The organism is Rudaea sp. (genome assembly GCF_047601565.1).
Classification (GTDB): domain Bacteria; phylum Pseudomonadota; class Gammaproteobacteria; order Xanthomonadales; family Rhodanobacteraceae; genus Rudaea.
Genome location: NZ_JASGIY010000001.1, coordinates 312,670 through 328,373, shown reverse-complemented (window position 1 = coordinate 328,373; position 15,704 = coordinate 312,670). Strand labels below are relative to the sequence as shown.

General features: G+C 64.6%; 12 protein-coding genes, 1 pseudogene, 1 riboswitch and 1 other annotated feature. Of the genes and pseudogenes, 7 read left to right on the top strand and 6 right to left on the bottom strand.

Annotated elements, in window-relative coordinates; all coding sequences use genetic code 11:
- Positions 1 to 33 precede the first annotated feature (33 nt).
- Positions 34 to 294 carry a hypothetical protein gene (locus tag QM741_RS01430; RefSeq protein WP_415205974.1) on the top strand — a complete coding sequence of 87 codons (261 nt, stop codon included), beginning with the start codon at positions 34 to 36 and terminating at the stop codon, positions 292 to 294.
- 90 nt (positions 295 to 384) lie between these two features.
- Here the strand turns inward: QM741_RS01430 and QM741_RS01425 are convergent.
- Positions 385 to 1,607, bottom strand: a protein-coding gene (locus QM741_RS01425; RefSeq protein ID WP_415205973.1) for an IS3 family transposase whose coding sequence is annotated in 2 segments (ribosomal slippage) — positions 385 to 1,325 and positions 1,325 to 1,607 — 1,224 coding nt in all. Because the reading frame shifts where the segments join, the coding sequence is not laid out codon by codon here.
- Positions 1,216 to 1,332, bottom strand: a sequence feature (AL1L pseudoknot). Its footprint overlaps the gene before it by 117 nt.
- A gap of 101 nt (positions 1,608 to 1,708) precedes the next feature.
- Between QM741_RS01425 and QM741_RS01420 the strand changes: the two genes are divergently transcribed.
- The 4 genes from QM741_RS01420 (at position 1,709) to QM741_RS01405 (ending at position 4,803) form a co-directional block, all read left to right on the top strand.
- Positions 1,709 to 1,828 carry a hypothetical protein gene (locus QM741_RS01420; protein ID WP_415209055.1) on the top strand — a complete coding sequence of 40 codons (120 nt, stop codon included), beginning with the start codon at positions 1,709 to 1,711 and terminating at the stop codon, positions 1,826 to 1,828.
- A complete protein-coding gene (locus tag QM741_RS01415; protein ID WP_415205972.1) occupies positions 1,829 to 2,764 on the top strand; it encodes a trypsin-like peptidase domain-containing protein in 936 nt (311 codons plus the stop codon).
- Positions 2,710 to 3,726, top strand: a complete 1,017-nt coding sequence (locus QM741_RS01410) for an IS110 family transposase (RefSeq protein ID WP_415205730.1) — start codon at positions 2,710 to 2,712, stop codon at positions 3,724 to 3,726. Before QM741_RS01415 ends, QM741_RS01410 begins: the two co-directional genes overlap by 55 nt.
- Before the next feature lie 615 nt (positions 3,727 to 4,341).
- A complete protein-coding gene (locus tag QM741_RS01405) occupies positions 4,342 to 4,803 on the top strand; it encodes a hypothetical protein (RefSeq protein WP_415205971.1) in 462 nt (153 codons plus the stop codon).
- A gap of 113 nt (positions 4,804 to 4,916) precedes the next feature.
- On the opposite strand, the gene ahcY is transcribed toward QM741_RS01405, so the two are convergent.
- Positions 4,917 to 6,341: an adenosylhomocysteinase gene (ahcY, locus tag QM741_RS01400; protein ID WP_415205970.1), complete on the bottom strand. Its 1,425-nt coding sequence runs from the start codon at positions 6,339 to 6,341 to the stop codon at positions 4,917 to 4,919.
- Between the two features lie 16 nt (positions 6,342 to 6,357).
- A riboswitch (S-adenosyl-L-homocysteine riboswitch) is annotated at positions 6,358 to 6,444 on the bottom strand.
- Positions 6,445 to 6,684: 240 nt separating this feature from the next.
- Between ahcY and QM741_RS01395 the strand changes: the two genes are divergently transcribed.
- The gene (locus tag QM741_RS01395; RefSeq protein WP_415205969.1) at positions 6,685 to 7,206 is read left to right on the top strand and encodes a hypothetical protein; all 522 of its coding nucleotides are present in this window, start codon (positions 6,685 to 6,687) and stop codon (positions 7,204 to 7,206) included.
- 34 nt (positions 7,207 to 7,240) lie between these two features.
- Here the strand turns inward: QM741_RS01395 and QM741_RS01390 are convergent, their stop codons facing one another.
- The 4 genes and pseudogenes from QM741_RS01390 to QM741_RS01375 form a co-directional block, all read right to left on the bottom strand.
- Positions 7,241 to 7,951, bottom strand: a complete 711-nt coding sequence (locus tag QM741_RS01390) for a hypothetical protein (RefSeq protein WP_415205968.1) — start codon at positions 7,949 to 7,951, stop codon at positions 7,241 to 7,243.
- A gap of 15 nt (positions 7,952 to 7,966) precedes the next feature.
- Complete coding sequence (locus QM741_RS01385) at positions 7,967 to 8,494, bottom strand: RNA polymerase sigma factor (protein WP_415205967.1); 528 nt, start codon at positions 8,492 to 8,494, stop codon at positions 7,967 to 7,969.
- A gap of 70 nt (positions 8,495 to 8,564) precedes the next feature.
- Entirely contained in the window at positions 8,565 to 10,685 is a 2,121-nt protein-coding gene (locus QM741_RS01380; protein WP_415209054.1) for a glycosyltransferase, read from the bottom strand.
- Positions 10,686 to 11,246: 561 nt separating this feature from the next.
- Positions 11,247 to 12,092 (bottom strand): annotated as a pseudogene (locus tag QM741_RS01375) (glycosyltransferase family 4 protein); the annotation flags it as partial.
- A 1,202-nt stretch (positions 12,093 to 13,294) separates the two neighbouring features.
- Between QM741_RS01375 and mrcB the strand changes: the two are divergent.
- The gene (mrcB, locus tag QM741_RS01370; RefSeq protein WP_415205966.1) at positions 13,295 to 15,613 is read left to right on the top strand and encodes a penicillin-binding protein 1B; all 2,319 of its coding nucleotides are present in this window, start codon (positions 13,295 to 13,297) and stop codon (positions 15,611 to 15,613) included.
- Positions 15,614 to 15,704 lie beyond the last annotated feature (91 nt).

Here is a 15,704-nt window from a genome sequence, read left to right as displayed (position 1 = left end):
TTTGAAGATCGCCAACCGGCACGCAACTTGATCATGAATGACGAATCCTTGAAACATTCGGATTTCCATATTGGTTTGGAGTTCTATACCGAAACCGGGCGCTGGCGCTGCACGGATGTCGGTTCGCGCACGATCTGCGCGATCAAGCTGGACGAACATACGGAAGATTGGTATCACGGCCCGCCTTATGCCGTAGCGGAGCAGGTATTCGACGAAAACGATTTTGGCGCGCTCTACCGCAACGGCGACGACGTTCCTGGACTCGACATTCGCCAGCAAAAACGAAAGCTTTGACGGCGCATTGCCGCAACGCTATCGTGCCAAGGAGTAACATGTGCTCGCATGTGAACCGCCCCGGGAACGTCGGAGGCTGGTTGGTGTGAGTCAAGCCGCCATCGGCATCTCACGGTGTTGCTGTTGCTGATGATATATCGCTTCGGCTTCCGCCGGCGGTAGGTGTCCGATCGAGGAGAGTAGGCGGTGGTGGTTGAACCAGTTCACCCACGCCAGCGTCGCCATTTCCACGGCTTCCAGGTTCGGCCAGGATCGGCGGTGGATGACCTCGGCCTTGTACAGCCCGTTGATCGTCTCGGCCAGCGCGTTGTCGTAGGAGTCGCCCACGCGGCCGACCGACGGTTCGATGCCGGCCAGCGCCAGCCGCTCGGTGTAGCGGATCGACACGTACTGCACGCCGCGGTCGGAGTGGTGGATCAGGGCTTGCTGCACCGGCCGGCGGTCGTGCAGCGCCTGCTCCAGCGCGTCGAGCACGAAGTCCGTGCGCGCCGACCGCGACACCTTCCAGCCAATGATACGACGAGCGAACACGTCGATCACGAAGGCCACGTAGACGAAGCCAGCCCACGTCGACACGTAGGTGAAGTCGCTGACCCACAGCGCGTTCGGACGGTCGGCGTGGAACTGCCGGTTGACGCGATCCAGCGGGCACGGCGTGGCCTTGTCGCTGACTGTGGTCTTCACCGGCTTGCCGCGGATCACGCCTTGCAGGCCCAGCCTGCGCATCAGCCGCTCGACCGTGCAGCGCGCCACGCGCACGCCCTCACGCAGTAATTGCCGCCATACCTTGCGCGCGCCGTACACCTGCAGGTTCTCGGCGAACACGCGCCGGATCGCTTGGCACAAGTCCTCGTCCCGGCGCGCCCGCGCCGAGCGTCGATCCGGATGGCGACGTTCCCGCGCGTGGCGGCGGTACGTCGACGGAGCGATCGGCAGCACGCGGCAGATCGGCTCGACTCCATGGATGGCTCGGTGATCGTCGATGAACGCGATCATGGCTTGAATCGGCGGTCGAGCTCCGCCTGGGCAAAATACGCCGACGCCTTGCGCAAGATCTCGTTCGCCTGGCGCAGTTCGCGAATCTCTCGCTCCTGCGCCTTGAGCCGATCACGCTCTGACGTGCTCAACCCCTCGCGCCGGCCTTCATCGACCTGCGCCTGCCGCACCCAGCGCCGCAACGACTCCGACGTGCAGCCCAGCTTGCCGGCCACCGAGGCGATCGTCGCCCACTCCGAGCCGTGTTCGGCTTGGTGCTCGCGCACCATCCGCATCGCTCGCTCTCTCACTTCCGCAGAATACTTCGTGTTTGTCATTGCTCCATCCTCTCAAGAGTGGGAGCCTCCGACATACCCGGGGCGGTTCAGTTCAATGGTGGCGCAAGGCTGCAGACAATGGAAATGTTCCTGCACAACAAATGCTCGGGGTGGCTTTCTTGAATGGGTATGGAGTTGAAAAGGATCACGCAAAGGCTTTGGATTGGCTTAATAAAGCCGCGGAGCAAAGTAATGCCGACGCTCAAATCAATTTAGCATGAATGTATGAAAATGGTATCGGAGTGCCAAAGAATCAGGTGACTGCATTCGAGTGGTTGAAGAAAGCAGCTCGACAAGGGAACTCGACTGCGCAAGCAGGGATTGGTTGGGATTACAGTAATGGCGTCGGTACTGCTGCTGATTCGGTATTAGCGTACGCTTGGTTCAATATCGCCGCACTTCAGGGGGATGTGAAGATGGTTGCTGATCGGGACTCGTTAGAGGCTAAGCTTTCGCCTCAGGAGCTTTCTGAAGCACAGCGGCTTTCTTCTTCGTGGCATAAGGGCATGCTGCTCACTCGCGGCGGTACTGTGGACAAAAGATCGGAAGTGTCCGGGGGCATTGCTGCGAACGGATCGTCTAGGCACATAGTCAGCACAGGTACCGTCTTTGTCGTCAGCTCGGATGGGCGCGGTGTCACAAACCATCACGTTGTTGATGGCTGCACTGAGCTTAAGATTGCCGGGCGAGAAGGCTTGGTGCAGCGTCTTACCGATGACTCGGTTAACGATCTGGCCTTGGTCGCTCTTCCCGGAAATATCGGAGGGGCCGCAACAATTGTAAAAGAGCCATCTAAACTACGCCAAGGCGACGAAGTGGTGGTTTTTGGTTTTCCGCTCAATACCGTACTTTCATCTGGTGGAAATTTGACGCCAGGTGTGGTTAGTGCAATTGCGGGTTTGGCAAACAATACGAACCAAATTCAAATCACAGCACCGATTCAACCGGGATCGAGCGGCAGCCCAGTACTGAATAAGCGGGGTGAGGTGGTCGGCGTGGTTTCCATGAAATTATCTGAAGACTCATGTCGCCGCCGCCTGCGCGTGGCGGTATGTTCGGACTTGCGAAGTTCTGAACATCCCCCCCGCGACAGGAGGCAGCCATGTCACTTTACGCAGCCATCGATCTGCATTCCAGCAATAGCGTGCTGGCCGTGATCGACGAAACCGATCGGCCCTTGCGGCAATGCCGCTTACCCAATGAATTGCCGGCAATCCTCAAAACGCTGGAGCCTTTTCGAGAGGAGATTGCCGGTCTGGTTGTCGAATCGACCTACAACTGGTATTGGCTCGTCGATGGCCTGAAGGATCATGGCTATCGTGTGCACTTGGCCAACACCGCGGCCGTGCCGCAGTACGACGGACTCAAGTACAGCGGTGACGAATCCGATGCCCGGCACTTGGCGCATCTGTTGCGTCTGGGGATTCTGCCCGAAGGGTATATCTACCCGCGCGATCAGCGTGCGATTCGCGACCTGCTGCGTCGCCGCTTCCAGTTGGTGCGCATGGCCGTCGGTCTGATGTTGTCGGTGCAATCGAGCTGGGCCAGACATACCGGACAGCGCATCTCGGCCAATGCGGTGCGCCAGCTCTCGGGCGAAGTCATCGAGCGGGCCTTGCCCGATCCGTCGGTGCGCTATGGCGTGCTGGCTCAGTTGCAGGTCTGGTTGCACGTGGAAGAGCAGATTCGGCAGGTGGAAAAGTGGGTCCTCGCCTCGCCCGTCCGCCATAGCGAACAGCGCGTATTGCGTTCGATACCGGGCGTCGGTTCGATTCTGTCCATGACGATCGCGCTGGAAACCGGAGACGTCGCGCGCTTCGCCGAGGTGGGCGACTATGCTTCGTATTGCCGCATGGTCAAGAGTGAGCGCATTTCCAACGGCAAGAAGAAAGGCCACGGCAACCGCAAGTGCGGCAATCGCTACCTGGCTTGGGCATGGATCGAAGCGGCGAACTTTGCCACGCGATTCAGCCCGCCCATCCAGCGCTGGTTCGATCGCAAGGCCAGTCGATGCCATAAGGTCGTCGCCCGCAAGGCCGTAGCGCACAAGCTCGCACGAGCCGGCTACTTCCTGATGCGCGACGGCGGCCGCTTCGACGTGCAGCGCGCGTTCGGATGATCCGATCATGCCGGCGGCGATCCGCTCGCAACGGGGTTGGCGTCCAGCCCGGACTCTGAATAGCGATCCTCGCCGGCGCCCGTGTTGGAGGAAACCGCCCATCGTCCGAGCCCTCTTGGGTTGATCCCCTTCGGGTGAGATCAGGCATCTGTGCGCCGCATCGCGGGCACCTGGACGGCACGATGGCAACCGACGAGTGTTTGGGAGCGCAGCTCAGGGGCGAGAAGCCTTGATCCAGAACGGTGACTGGGCGGAATCCTTCCGCATCCACCCGACAACACCAGGCAGCGGTTCATTCACGACACGGCATTACCGTTCCTCTTCCGCTCTTCCGAGCGGAGTGGATATCTTGTTGCCTATTGACGGAGGCGGCGAAATGGTGACGCCGCTATGGCTAAGGTAACAGGCCAAATCGGCCAGAACGTGAACTTCGCCATAAGTGGCCAGACTCTGAAGGCATTTTTGGATGCAAACTCAGTCAAGTACAGTAACGGGGGCGGCTTGTTTACCTTCGAAAAGTCCACCGCCGACCTTGCGGACGAAGCAAAGAAGTGGTCTTTCGTTCTGGAATGTTGGGAATAGATATCATGGATTGAGTGCGGGCGAGAACCACATATGAACGGTCAGACATTCTTATTAGAAGTCGCGAAAGCGCTGAGTGGTTGTCAGGCCATTGAACTTGAGCTCAAAGCCTATATCTCGCATGCTTTTCGAAATATTCGCAATACAGTTGCACAAAAATATGCCTTCAAGTTCAAAGGTGAGGATTGCGAAAATTATTCGCTTGAAAGATTGATCAAGGTATTTAGGAAACTCAGTGACAATCCCGGTCTTATTGCGCGTTTGAATCGGTTCAAGGACAAGCGAAATTTTTTGGCGCATAAAGCTATTGCTCAATGTATGGATGATGAAGGAGTTCTGGGCGAGCAACAAATGGCGGAAGCTTGCGCTGACATCAGTGCCGTGCAAGAAGATGCTGAAACTCTGCTCAGTGAGATATTCAAGGAGCATCGCAAGCTTTTCGTCATCTACACTGATGTCCCATGTCCTCCGCCCGAGCCGGGTGAGGACGAATGACATGCAGCATTTATTGGGGCTTGGTTAGAATCCACACTTTCGATCCAGCCGAATAACAAATGGGCGCCTTTCGGCGCCCGTTTTGCTTCAAGCTGTGATGACCTGCACGTCAATCAGTAGCGATAATGCTCCGGCTTGTACGGCCCTTCGACCGGCACGCCGAGATAGGCGGCCTGTTTCGCGGTAAGCTTGGTCAGCACCACGCCGATCTTTTCCAGATGCAGGCGCGCGACTTCCTCGTCGAGCTTCTTCGGGAGACGATAAACCGTCTTCTCATACTTGTCTTTGTTGGCCCACAGGTCGATTTGGGCGAGCGTCTGGTTCGAGAACGAGTTCGACATGACGAAGCTCGGATGACCCGTCGCGCAACCGAGGTTCACGAGGCGGCCTTCGGCGAGCAGGAAGATCGAATTCCCGCTCGCAAAAGTATACTTGTCCACCTGCGGCTTGATGTTGACGTGCTTGACGCCTTTGAGGCCCTTGAGCGCGTCGACCTGGATCTCGTTGTCGAAGTGGCCGATGTTGCAGACGATGGCCTGGTCTTTCATCTTGGTGAGGTGGTCGAGCGTGAGCACGTCCTTGTTGCCGGTCGTGGTGACGTAGATGTCGCCCTGGCCGAGCGTGGATTCGACCGTGTTGACCTCGAAGCCTTCCATCGCCGCTTGCAAGGCGTTGATCGGGTCGATCTCGGTGACGACCACGCGCGCACCGTAGGCACGCAGGCTGTGCGCCGAGCCCTTGCCGACGTCGCCGTAGCCGCAGACCACCGCGACCTTGCCGGCGAGCATCACGTCCATCGCGCGCTTCAAGCCGTCGGCGAGCGATTCGCGGCAGCCGTAGAGGTTGTCGAACTTCGACTTGGTCACCGAGTCGTTGACGTTGATCGCGGGCACGAGCAGCTTGCCGGCGGCGGCGAGCTGGTAGAGGCGGTGCACGCCGGTCGTCGTCTCTTCGGAGACACCCTTCCAGTCCTTGACGACATTGGTCCAGAAGCCCGGGCGCTCCTTGGCGACGCGCTTGAGCAGGTTCTTGATCACCTGTTCCTCATGCGAGGACGACGGCGAGTCGACCCACTTGTCGCCCTGTTCGAGCTCGTAGCCCTTGTGGATCAGTAGGGTCACGTCGCCGCCGTCGTCGACGACGAGCTGCGGGCCCTTGTTGCCCGGGAAAGTGACCGCGTCGAGCGTGCAGTCCCAGTACTCTTCGAGCGTTTCGCCCTTCCACGCGAACACCGGCGTGCCGGTCGCGGCGATCGCGGCGGCGGCTTGGTCCTGCGTGGAGAAGATGTTGCACGAGGCCCAGCGCACGTCGGCGCCGACGTCCTTGAGCGTTTCGATCAGCACGGCGGTCTGGATCGTCATGTGCAGCGAGCCGGTCACGCGCACGCCCTTGAGCGGCTTGGTGGCGGCGTACTTCTTGCGGATCGACATCAGGCCCGGCATCTCGTGCTCGGCGATGTCGATTTCCTTGCGCCCCCAGTCGGCGAGCGACATGTCGGCGACTTTGTAGTCGTGTGTGGGTTTGACGACGGCGTTCATTGCGAAATCTCCAGTGAGTTACTGGGCGCGGTTTCGGTGGGTGAACCCGAAAAGCCCGCCGAGCCTGATTTCGCATCGCGAAAATGCAGCGCCCCTCGGCGGGTGAGGGGGCGGGCATTATATCGCTTGTTCGCGATGAAAAGATAAATAGGCGTTATTCCGGTCACCTTGTCCCCGGAATAACTCGCAGCGTTCGAGTCAGCCCTGCGGGCTGCTCAACGCTGCGGTAGGTGCGACGGCCGTTTGTACGGACAAATGGCACCGTGCGGAATGCGTGGATTGGCGGTTCACGCCGGCAGCGGAGGCGGCGAAGAATGGCTTACCGACACTCTGAGGATGCGCAATGAAATCACGCTGCCTGCTGTTGCTGTGCGTCGTTTGCGGACTCTTCGCCGCGCGGGCCGATGCCGCGGAATCGGCCAAATTCTGCACCGACGCGGAATACCGCAAATTCGATTTCTGGATCGGCGATTGGGACACGTTCGACGAACCGGTCACGCCCGCCTCGAAATCGGTTGCACGCAACCATGTCGATGCGGTTCTCGACGGCTGTGCGATCCACGAGGACTACGATCAGTTCGACGGCCATCATGGCCGCAGCTTCACGATCTACGACGCGGCGCGCAAAGTCTGGCACCAGAGCTGGGTGACGAACCGCGGCGAACTGCTCGTGCTCGAAGGCACGCGCAGCGCAAACCGCATCACCCTCGAAGGCGACGAAGCCGGCGCGAAAGGCAGGCGCCGCGTGCGCGTGTTCTGGGAACCGCAAGGCGGCGACGTGCGCGAAACCGCCACCGTGTCCGCCGATGGCGGCAAGACGTGGAGGCCGCTGTTCGACATCCTGTTTCGCCGGCACAAGGAATGATTGCGATAGGGTCGTGGTGTCTTCGTTTCCCGGCTCAACTGCGTTCGAATCGTTCGATTTCGCGCAGCATGTCCATCGCGTTCGTCAGGCCGCGCGCGGACTGGCGCTCGAAGCGTGCGAACGAGTCGGGCCGCTTGATCTTCCAGAGCCGGTACAGCCAGGCGAACAGCGCCATCATGAGCAGGCAGGGAATCAAGTAATAGAGCAGGTTCGGCCAGGCGCGTCCGAGCTGGTCGGGCAAGGTTTCGCCGGTGGCGACGCCGTCGATGGTCAGGCGCGAGTTCAGCATCTCGGCGCTCGTCGTCCACACCAGCAGCAGCGGCAGAAGCGGCACCCACAATACCCACCACGCATTGCCGAGCCAGAAGCTGCTGCGCAGATGGAACGCACGCAGGCGGGCGAGTTCCTGCTGGATGCGCAGCACCGGTGCGGCGTAGTCGATTTCGTGGATCAGCCACAAGGCACGGCCGCTGAGCGCGCACGTGGCGATGCCGTAGATCTGCACGGCGGCGCCGCAAACGACGATCACGGGGTATTGCCAGTAGTTTGGCCACGTCGCGGCGGACGCGGCGATCAGCGCGGCGCCGAACAGGATGCGCAGCCACAGGCCCGCCTGCATCGGCCGCAGGCCGGCGCGCAGGCGGTCGAGCCGCGTCGCCTTGAAGGCGTGCAAGTCCAGCGCGAAGCGCCGTTCTAGCTGGCGGTCGAGCGCCTGCCAGGCGAGCTTGAGGTCGTCGAGTTGCATGATCGTCTCCGGATGTCAGGCGTGGTCGGCGAGGCGCTTGCGCAGACGCTGCCTGAGCCGGCCGAGCTTGGTCGCCACGTTGGTTTCGCTCAGGCCGAGGATGTCGGCGATCTCGCGCTGGCCGCGCTCGTCGAGATAGAGCAGCAGTAGCGCGCGGTTGAGCGGGTCGAACGAATCGATGACGCGGTACAGCGCGGTCACGCGTTCGTCGCGCTCGCCGTCATCGCCGCCGATGTCGTGCAGCGCTTCGTCGAGCGCGACCGTGTGCCGCTCGCGGTATTCGCCGCTGCGTCGATGCGAAACCGCCACGTTGAGCGCGATGCGGTAGAGCCAGGTCGAAAATGCGCGCGCCGGATCGTGTTTTGCGAACGCGCGCCAGCACTGCGCGACGATTTCCTGCGCGAGGTCGGCGCGGTCCTCGGGCGAGCGCGCATAGGTGCTCGCGACCTTGAGCACGATCCCACGGTGCGCGTCGAGCAGGTCGCGGAATCGCGCCTGTGCCGTCCGGTCTATTGTGATCCCCATCGTCGCTTGTGCCGCCATGCCGTGCATCCGCAAGTGTGCCCGTTGCACACATGATTCGCACGGGGGCGGAGAAAATCACACCCGCGCGTCAGCGCGGCAGGATGGCCTTCAGCGCGGCGCGCGCCGCATCGAACGAGAAGTGCGAGCGCACGTTGGCGAGGCCGTTCGCCGACAAGGTGCTCCACAGCGCCTCGTCGTCGTACAAACGCAGGATCGCCGCGGCGAATTCGGCCGCCGTGTCGGCGACGAGCACGTCGCGGCCGGCCTCGACGTGCATGCCTTCGACCGCGGTCGTCGTCGCGACCACGGGCAGGCCGTAGCTCATCGCCATGTTGACCTTGCCCTTGACGCCGGCGCCGACGCGCAGCGGCGCGATCGAGATGCGGCAACCGTCCATGAACGTCGCGAGATCGGCGACGTAGCCGTGCACGCTGACGCCGTCGAGCGCAAGCCGGGCGATCGATTCCGGCGCGCCGTTGCCGATCACGTGCAGTTCGATCTTCGCCTGCGCGCGCAGCAGCGGGAACACTTCGCGCACGAACCAGAGCACGGCGTCGACGTTCGGCGGATGCTGGAAGCTGCCGACGAAGACCAGGCCCGCGCGTTCGGCGAACGCGCGCCGGCAGCCGTGGACCTCGTGCACGTTGCTGACCACGGCGACCGGCACGCCGGGCGCCTCGCGCGCGAGCAACGCCTTCTCCGTCTCGCTGACGACGAGGGTGAGGTCGCATGCGTCCATCATCTTCGTCTCGCTCGCGCGCGTCGCCGCGGCCTGGCGCGCGAGTTCGGCGCTGCCCTGCATCTGTGCCGTGCGCTGCTCGCGCAGATAGTGCAGGTCGACGGTGTCGAAGATGACCTTGGCGCGCCGTGCGTACAGGCGCACGAGGCCGAGATACTTCGCCGCGACGTAGTGGCGCGAGAGCACGACCACGTCCAGTTCCGCGCCGTTCGCGCGCAGCCACGCGCCCGCGTCGGCGACGAACGGGTGGTACAGCGCCTCGACGCCGAGCGCCTGCAATGCTTCGGTGTAACGGCCCTCATGGGCATGGTTCTCGGGCAGGAAGCTGACGCGGTAGCCGAATTCGCGCAGCAGACGCATGAGGTTGGTCATGCGCAGCGAGCCCGAATCCTGGTCGGGCCGCGGCGTATACGAATCGATGATGAGCACGCGCCGCGCGTCGCGGAAATTGGCCGCGGCGGGCGCCTGTTTCGCATCGTGGATCGGTGTCGGCTGGCGCGCGAGCGCATCCTTCCACTTGTCGAGGAATTTCTCGCGGTTGACGACCTGGTAGCGTTTGATGCCGCCGCTCGTGTCCGTGCCCGACGTGACGCCCTCGAAATGCACGACGACCGCGCGCGGCTCGTAGAAAACCTTCTTGCCGGCGGCGCGCACGGCGAAGGCGAGATCGGTGTCCTCGTAGTAGGCCGGTGCGTAGCGCGTGTCGAAGCCGCCGAGCCGTTCGAACAGCGCGCGCGGCAGCATGATGGCCGCGCCGGAAACGTAGTCGGCCTCGCGCCGGTACCCGTAGCGCGGATCGTTCGGGTCGTCGAAGCGCCCGTAGTTCCAGCCCGAACCGTCGCGGAAGACGATGCCGCCGGCCTCCTGCAGGCGCCCGTCGGGATAGACGAGCTTGGCGCCGACGAGGCCGGCATCGGGTTCCTCGGCGAAGCAGGCGATCAACGCGTCGAGCCAGCGGTGCGTGACGACGGTGTCGTTGTTGAGGAACAGCACGTACTCGCCGCGCGCCTGCGCCGCACCGGCATTGCACGAGCCGATGAAGCCGAGGTTGCGTTCGTTGCGCAGCGCGCGGATGCCGGCGATCTGCGCGAGCTGCGCCGGCGTCGCATCGCTCGAACCGTCGTCGACGACGATCACCTCGAACGCGGCATCCGCGGCATGCTCGGCCAGCGAGCGCAGGCAGGCCACGGTGTACTCGATCTTGTTGTAGACCGGAATGACGATGCTGGCCTTGGGCTGCGCCGAGGTCGGCACGGCGAAGCGTTGCAACGGCGCATCGGGCCCGGACGGCGTCGGCACCGCGTCGATGATCGGCGCCGGTACCGGCGCGCCGCGTTTGCGCGCGAACTCGTCGCCGATGCGGCGGAACGTGCCGAGCAGGCCGCGCCGGGCGAGGCTGGCGCGCGTGCGCGTAGCCGCGGCGCGTACGCGCTTGAGCTGGAACGCGGCGCGCGCGCGCGCGGCGCGCAGCTTGCGCATGACGAAGCGCAGCGGCTTGGTGATGCGCCATGATGTGCTCGCGCGCATCTCCTCGATTTGTGCATCCAGACGCAGTGCCCATTGCGTGCGTTCTTCGAAATCGCTTTCGAGCTGGTGATGGTCGCTCTGGAGTCGGCGATGGTCGTCTTGCAATTGTCGATGGTCGCCCTGCAGTTGCAGATGGGCATTGTTGAGCGCGCCATGTTCCACACGCAGGCTCTGCAATTCGGTGTCCAGAGCGAACGCCCAGCGTGTGCGCTCGTCGATGGTTCGTTCCCGTTCGGCGATGACCTTGCGGCCGCGGCGGATGTCGCGTTCGAGGTCGATCGCCCAATCGGCGCGCTGCGACAATTCCTCGCGTTGCCGCGCGACTTCGCCGCGCAATGCGGCATTCGCGCGCTGTGCATCACCGAGCAGAGCGGCGCGCGTCTGCTCGGCAATCGCATCCGGTGTGGTTGCCGAGGGCGCCGCAGCCTCGCGCCGGGGCGTCGACGGCAGCAGCGCCGCATAGTCGGCGCTCATCTGCGCCGAGTTGCGCGGTGCGGCAGCCGCGAGTTCGGCGCGCACTTCGGCGATCGCCGCGCGATCCTTCGCCAGCCGCTCGATGCAGGCTGCGACCGCCGATGCTTCCGGCGCGACGAGCCAGCCGTTGACGCCGTCGGCGATGCGTTCGGCCAGCGCGCCGACGCGCGTGGCGACGACGGGAATGCCGAGGCTGGTCAATTCGGACAAGGTATAGCTGAACGTCTCGGCGACGGTCGGCAGCAGCAGCGCGACATCGGGTTGCACGCGGGCGAGCAGGGCGGGCAAGTCCTCGTGCCGATAATTCAGTACGACGTGGACGTTCGTCTCGCCGAAGAACTGTTCGCCTTCGGCGCCGGCGCCGAGCAGGAAGACGTCCGCGTGCTTGCGCAGTTCCGGCAACGCGGCATGCAGCAGTTCCGCGCCCTTGCCGCGGCGCACGCGCCCGGGAACGACCAGGCGCAGGCGTTCGCGCGCAGGTGGCGCCGGCGTCGGCACGGGCGCATCGTGCGGCCACGGCGCAAGGCCGTGCGCGATCACCGACGAAGTCAGCGCTTCGAGACGCGGCTCGATGCGCAGCAGGTTCTGCAGGGCCGACCGGCTCGGCGCGACGATGCCGCCCTTGGCCGCGAGCGCTGCGGCCACATAGGCCTCGCGCAGGCCGCGCCAGTAGTCGGGGTCGCGCTCGGCGAACTCGAAGTCCGCGCCCGCGCCGCGCAGGTCGGCGACGAGCTGCGCGGCGTCGAAGGCGAGCCGCGCGTCGCCGAAGTCGCGATGCAGGATCGGCCAGAGTGGGTAGTAGTCGTGGGCGACGAGCAAGGTCGGCAACCCGGTACGCAGCGCGTCGAGGCTGTGCCCGATCAGCGAGGAAACCATCACGGCGTCGACGCGGAAATCGCGCAGGATCGCGCCGAGGAAGCTCCGGTAAGTCGCATCGCCGGTCGTCGTGCTGCGGATCGGGTCGGGCAGGGTCAGGCTGCGCAGCGCGGGCGCCGCGGACGTACCGTCGAAATGCCGGCCATCGACGAGATCGAGCGATTCGCCGTAACGGCGGCGCGGAAAACTGCCCTGCGCGCGCAGCACGAGATGATGTCGGGCCGTGTCCGCCGCGGCGAGATCGCGCACGAAGCGTTCGGCGCCGCCGCCCCAGCCGTGCAGGACATGCAGCACGACGGGCTTGCCGTCGAGTCCGCTGTAGGGGCGCGCCTCATCGAGGCCGCCCGACGCCGGCCGCGCCGCCAGCGCCGCGGAAACGTTTTCGCGCAGTTCGCCGAGCGGCGACGGCGGTACCGCGTCGCCGCCGGGCGGCACGGGCGGCGGCCCGCGCAGGTCGCGCGCCGGATCGGCGACATAGAGGTGATCGAGCACGACGCCGCGCAGCGGCGCGAGCGTTTGCGGCAAAGTGGAATTGTGTACTTTCCCCGCGCCGATGCGCTGCAGGCGCGCGCCGCTCCAGGCGCTCAGCAGCGGCGAGAACGACGAGGCGTCGACGATCCGGCCGCGGCCGTAGGCGTGGCACAGCGCATCGATCGTCGCCGCATCGGCTCCGCTGCGCATGCCCGCGATCAACGGCGAGCGCGCGGAATCGGCATTGTCCAGCGGCGAGGCGACGAGCACGTCGTCCGCGGCCAGCGCGCGCCTCAGGCGCGCGAACCAGTGCGGCGGCAGGACGGTGTTCGCGCGCAGCAGGATCAGATCGTCGCCCGGCCACGCACGCGCGGCGGCGCGCAGCGCCGCGCTGGCATCGTCGCCGCGCGCGGCCGGTTCGTCGATGGCGGCGATCTCGGCGTCGACCGCTCCCGCGCGCGCGTGCGCGAGCCAATCCGCATCCGCGGCCTGCGTTCCGAACACGCACAGGCGCAGGCGGTTCGTGGAATTCGATGGGATCAAAGCATGGTCCGTTGCGTATTCGGTTGTGTCCGGCGAGCAGAAAGCGGGCGGAATCTGCAAAATCCGGGGCCGGTTGTGGCAGAACGCCGAAATTATCGCGGATGCGGCGCGCAAAGTCATCGCGATGGCTTGGCGTTCAGTCCGATCCGGTAGACTTCGCCGCATCGTTTTCCGGGTACGATCACGCTTTGTCCTTCCTTTCCGCCTCGCTGCGCACGATCGGGTTCGTCTGGCGCTACGTGCGCGTGCCGTTCTGGCTGTGCTTCGGCTTCGCGATCGGCTTTCTGCCGCTGTACGTGCAGAACCTCGATGCGCAGTTGCGCAGCCGCTTCGACGATTTTTCCTGGGACGTGCCGAGCCGCGTCTATGCGCGGCCGCTCGAATTGCGCGCGGGCACGCCGATGTCGGCCGAGGCGCTGCTGCTCGAACTAGACGCAGCGCGTTACGAAAGCGATGCGGCGGCAAAGGGTCCGAATGCCTTCGCCGAGGCGGCGAAGGCGCCCGGCACGTACGCGCGCAACGGATCGAAGTTCATCATCGCGCGTCGCGCGTTCGTCGATGCGCAGGGTGCGCAAAAGCAGCGCCGCGTCGCGCTGGCGCTGTCGGCGAACGCGGTCGCCAGCGTCAGCGACGCGGACACGGGCGCCGCGCTCGACTACGCGCGCCTGGATCCCGCGCGCATCGCCACGCTCTACGGCGCCGAACAGGAGGAGCGCCGCGTGGTCAAGCTCGAACAGTTGCCGCCGCTGCTCGTCGCTGGCCTGCAGGCGGTGGAGGACCGCGAATTCAAGCACCACCATGGCATCAACATCTTCGCGATCCTGCGCGCGATGCTCGCCAACCTGTTCGCCGGGCACACGGTACAGGGCGGCTCGACGCTGACCCAGCAACTGGTCAAGAACCTGTTCCTCGATTCGGGCCGCAGATTCACGCGCAAGTTCAACGAGGCGATCATCGCGCTGTTGATCGAAGCGCGCTACGACAAGCACCCCATCCTCGAAACCTATTGCAACGAAGTCTTCCTGGGCCAGCAGGGCGGCCAGGCCGTGCACGGTTTCGCGGCGGCGGCGGAATTCTATTTCGGCCGCGACGCCAAGGACCTGAAACCCGCCGAGATCGCGCTGCTGGTCGGCATGGTGCAGGGGCCGAGCGTGTACGATCCGCGGCGCAGTCCCGCGCGCGCGCTGGCTCGCCGCAACGTGGTGCTCAACTCGTTCTACGAAACCGGGCTGATCGATGCGGATACGCTCAAATCGGCGCGCGCCGCGCCGCTCGGCGTGCCGGAAACGCCCGGCCTGCCGCGCAACCGCTATCCGGCCTTCCTCGACCTCGTGCGGGCGCAGTTGCAGCGCGATTATCCCGACGCACAATTGCAGCGCGCCGGCCTTGTCGTCTACACCACGCTGGCGCCGTCGACGCAGGCGCTGGCCGAGCAGGCGCTGACGAAGACGCTCGACGGGCTCGGCAAAAGGCAGAGCGGAACCCAGGGCGCGATGGTCGTCACCGGCGCGCGCGACGGCGAGGTGCAGGCGCTGGTCGGCGCGCGCGATCCGGCCGATCCGGGCTTCAACCGCGCGCTCGACGCACGTCGGCCGATCGGCTCGCTGGTGAAGCCGTTCGTCAACCTCGTCGCGCTCGCGCAGCCGGACAAATATTCGCTGGCGACGCTGCTCGACGATTCGCCGGTTGACATGGCGATGCCGAACGGCTCGCGCTGGACGCCGCAGAACGACGACCACGAAAGCCACGGCCAAGTGCCGCTGATCGACGCGCTGGCGCACTCGTACAACCTTGCGACCGTGCATTTGGGCCTCGCGCTCGGCTTGGCGAAGATTCGCGGCCTGCTCGATTCGTTCGGCCTGGACGCCGAGGTCAATCCGAATCCGTCGCTGCTGCTCGGCGCGGTCGATCTGTCACCGTTCCAGGTCGCGCAGCTCTACCAGTATTTCGCCGCCGACGGCCACGCGCTGCCGCTGCGCGCGTTGCGCGGCGTGGTCGACGCGCAGGGCAGGCCGCTCGCCCGCTACGGCGTGAAGCCCGGCGCGGGCAACTACATCCAGCCGGCGCGCCTGGTCACGTTCGCGATGCAGGACGTGGCCGAGTACGGCACCGCGCACGCGATCTCCGACCAGGGCCTCGGCGCGCTGCGCGCCGCCGGCAAGACCGGCACCAGCGATTCGCAGCGCGACTCCTGGTTCGCCGGCTTCACCGGTTCGCAGCTGGCCGTCGCCTGGATCGGCCGCGACGACAACCAGGTCACCGGCCTGTGGGGCGCCACCGGCGGCCTCGCCGCATGGATCGCGCTGTTCAAGAGGCTGCCGAGCGCGCCGCTGGCCGTGCCGCTCGACGGCATCGAAATGGTCACGGTCAATCCGCAGTCGGGCGAACGCACCGACGCGCAATGCGCCGGCGCGCGCCAGTTGCCGTTCATGGCCGGCTTCGCGCCGAGCGCGACCGACCATTGCGTGATGCAGGAAATCAAGTCGATTTTCAGCGGGAACCCGTAGCTTTCCCTACTCCCTCCGGGAGAAGGTGGCGCGAAGCGCCGGATGAGGGTCCGGTCACGTACAATCCTCACATGATTTCCGTACCCTCACC

Excerpts from the sequence above, each read along its gene's own strand:
- QM741_RS01430 (WP_415205974.1), top strand. The coding sequence starts at position 34 with ATGAATGACGAATCCTTGAAACATTCGGATTTCCATATTGGTTTGGAG.
- QM741_RS01420 (WP_415209055.1), top strand. The coding sequence starts at position 1,709 with ATGCTCGGGGTGGCTTTCTTGAATGGGTATGGAGTTGAAAAGGATCAC.
- QM741_RS01415 (WP_415205972.1), top strand. The coding sequence starts at position 1,829 with ATGTATGAAAATGGTATCGGAGTGCCAAAGAATCAGGTGACTGCATTC.
- QM741_RS01410 (WP_415205730.1), top strand. The coding sequence starts at position 2,710 with ATGTCACTTTACGCAGCCATCGATCTGCATTCCAGCAATAGCGTGCTG.
- QM741_RS01405 (WP_415205971.1), top strand. The coding sequence starts at position 4,342 with ATGAACGGTCAGACATTCTTATTAGAAGTCGCGAAAGCGCTGAGTGGT.
- ahcY (WP_415205970.1), bottom strand. The coding sequence starts at position 6,341 with ATGAACGCCGTCGTCAAACCCACACACGACTACAAAGTCGCCGACATG.
- QM741_RS01395 (WP_415205969.1), top strand. The coding sequence starts at position 6,685 with ATGAAATCACGCTGCCTGCTGTTGCTGTGCGTCGTTTGCGGACTCTTC.
- QM741_RS01390 (WP_415205968.1), bottom strand. The coding sequence starts at position 7,951 with ATGCAACTCGACGACCTCAAGCTCGCCTGGCAGGCGCTCGACCGCCAG.
- QM741_RS01385 (WP_415205967.1), bottom strand. The coding sequence starts at position 8,494 with ATGGCGGCACAAGCGACGATGGGGATCACAATAGACCGGACGGCACAG.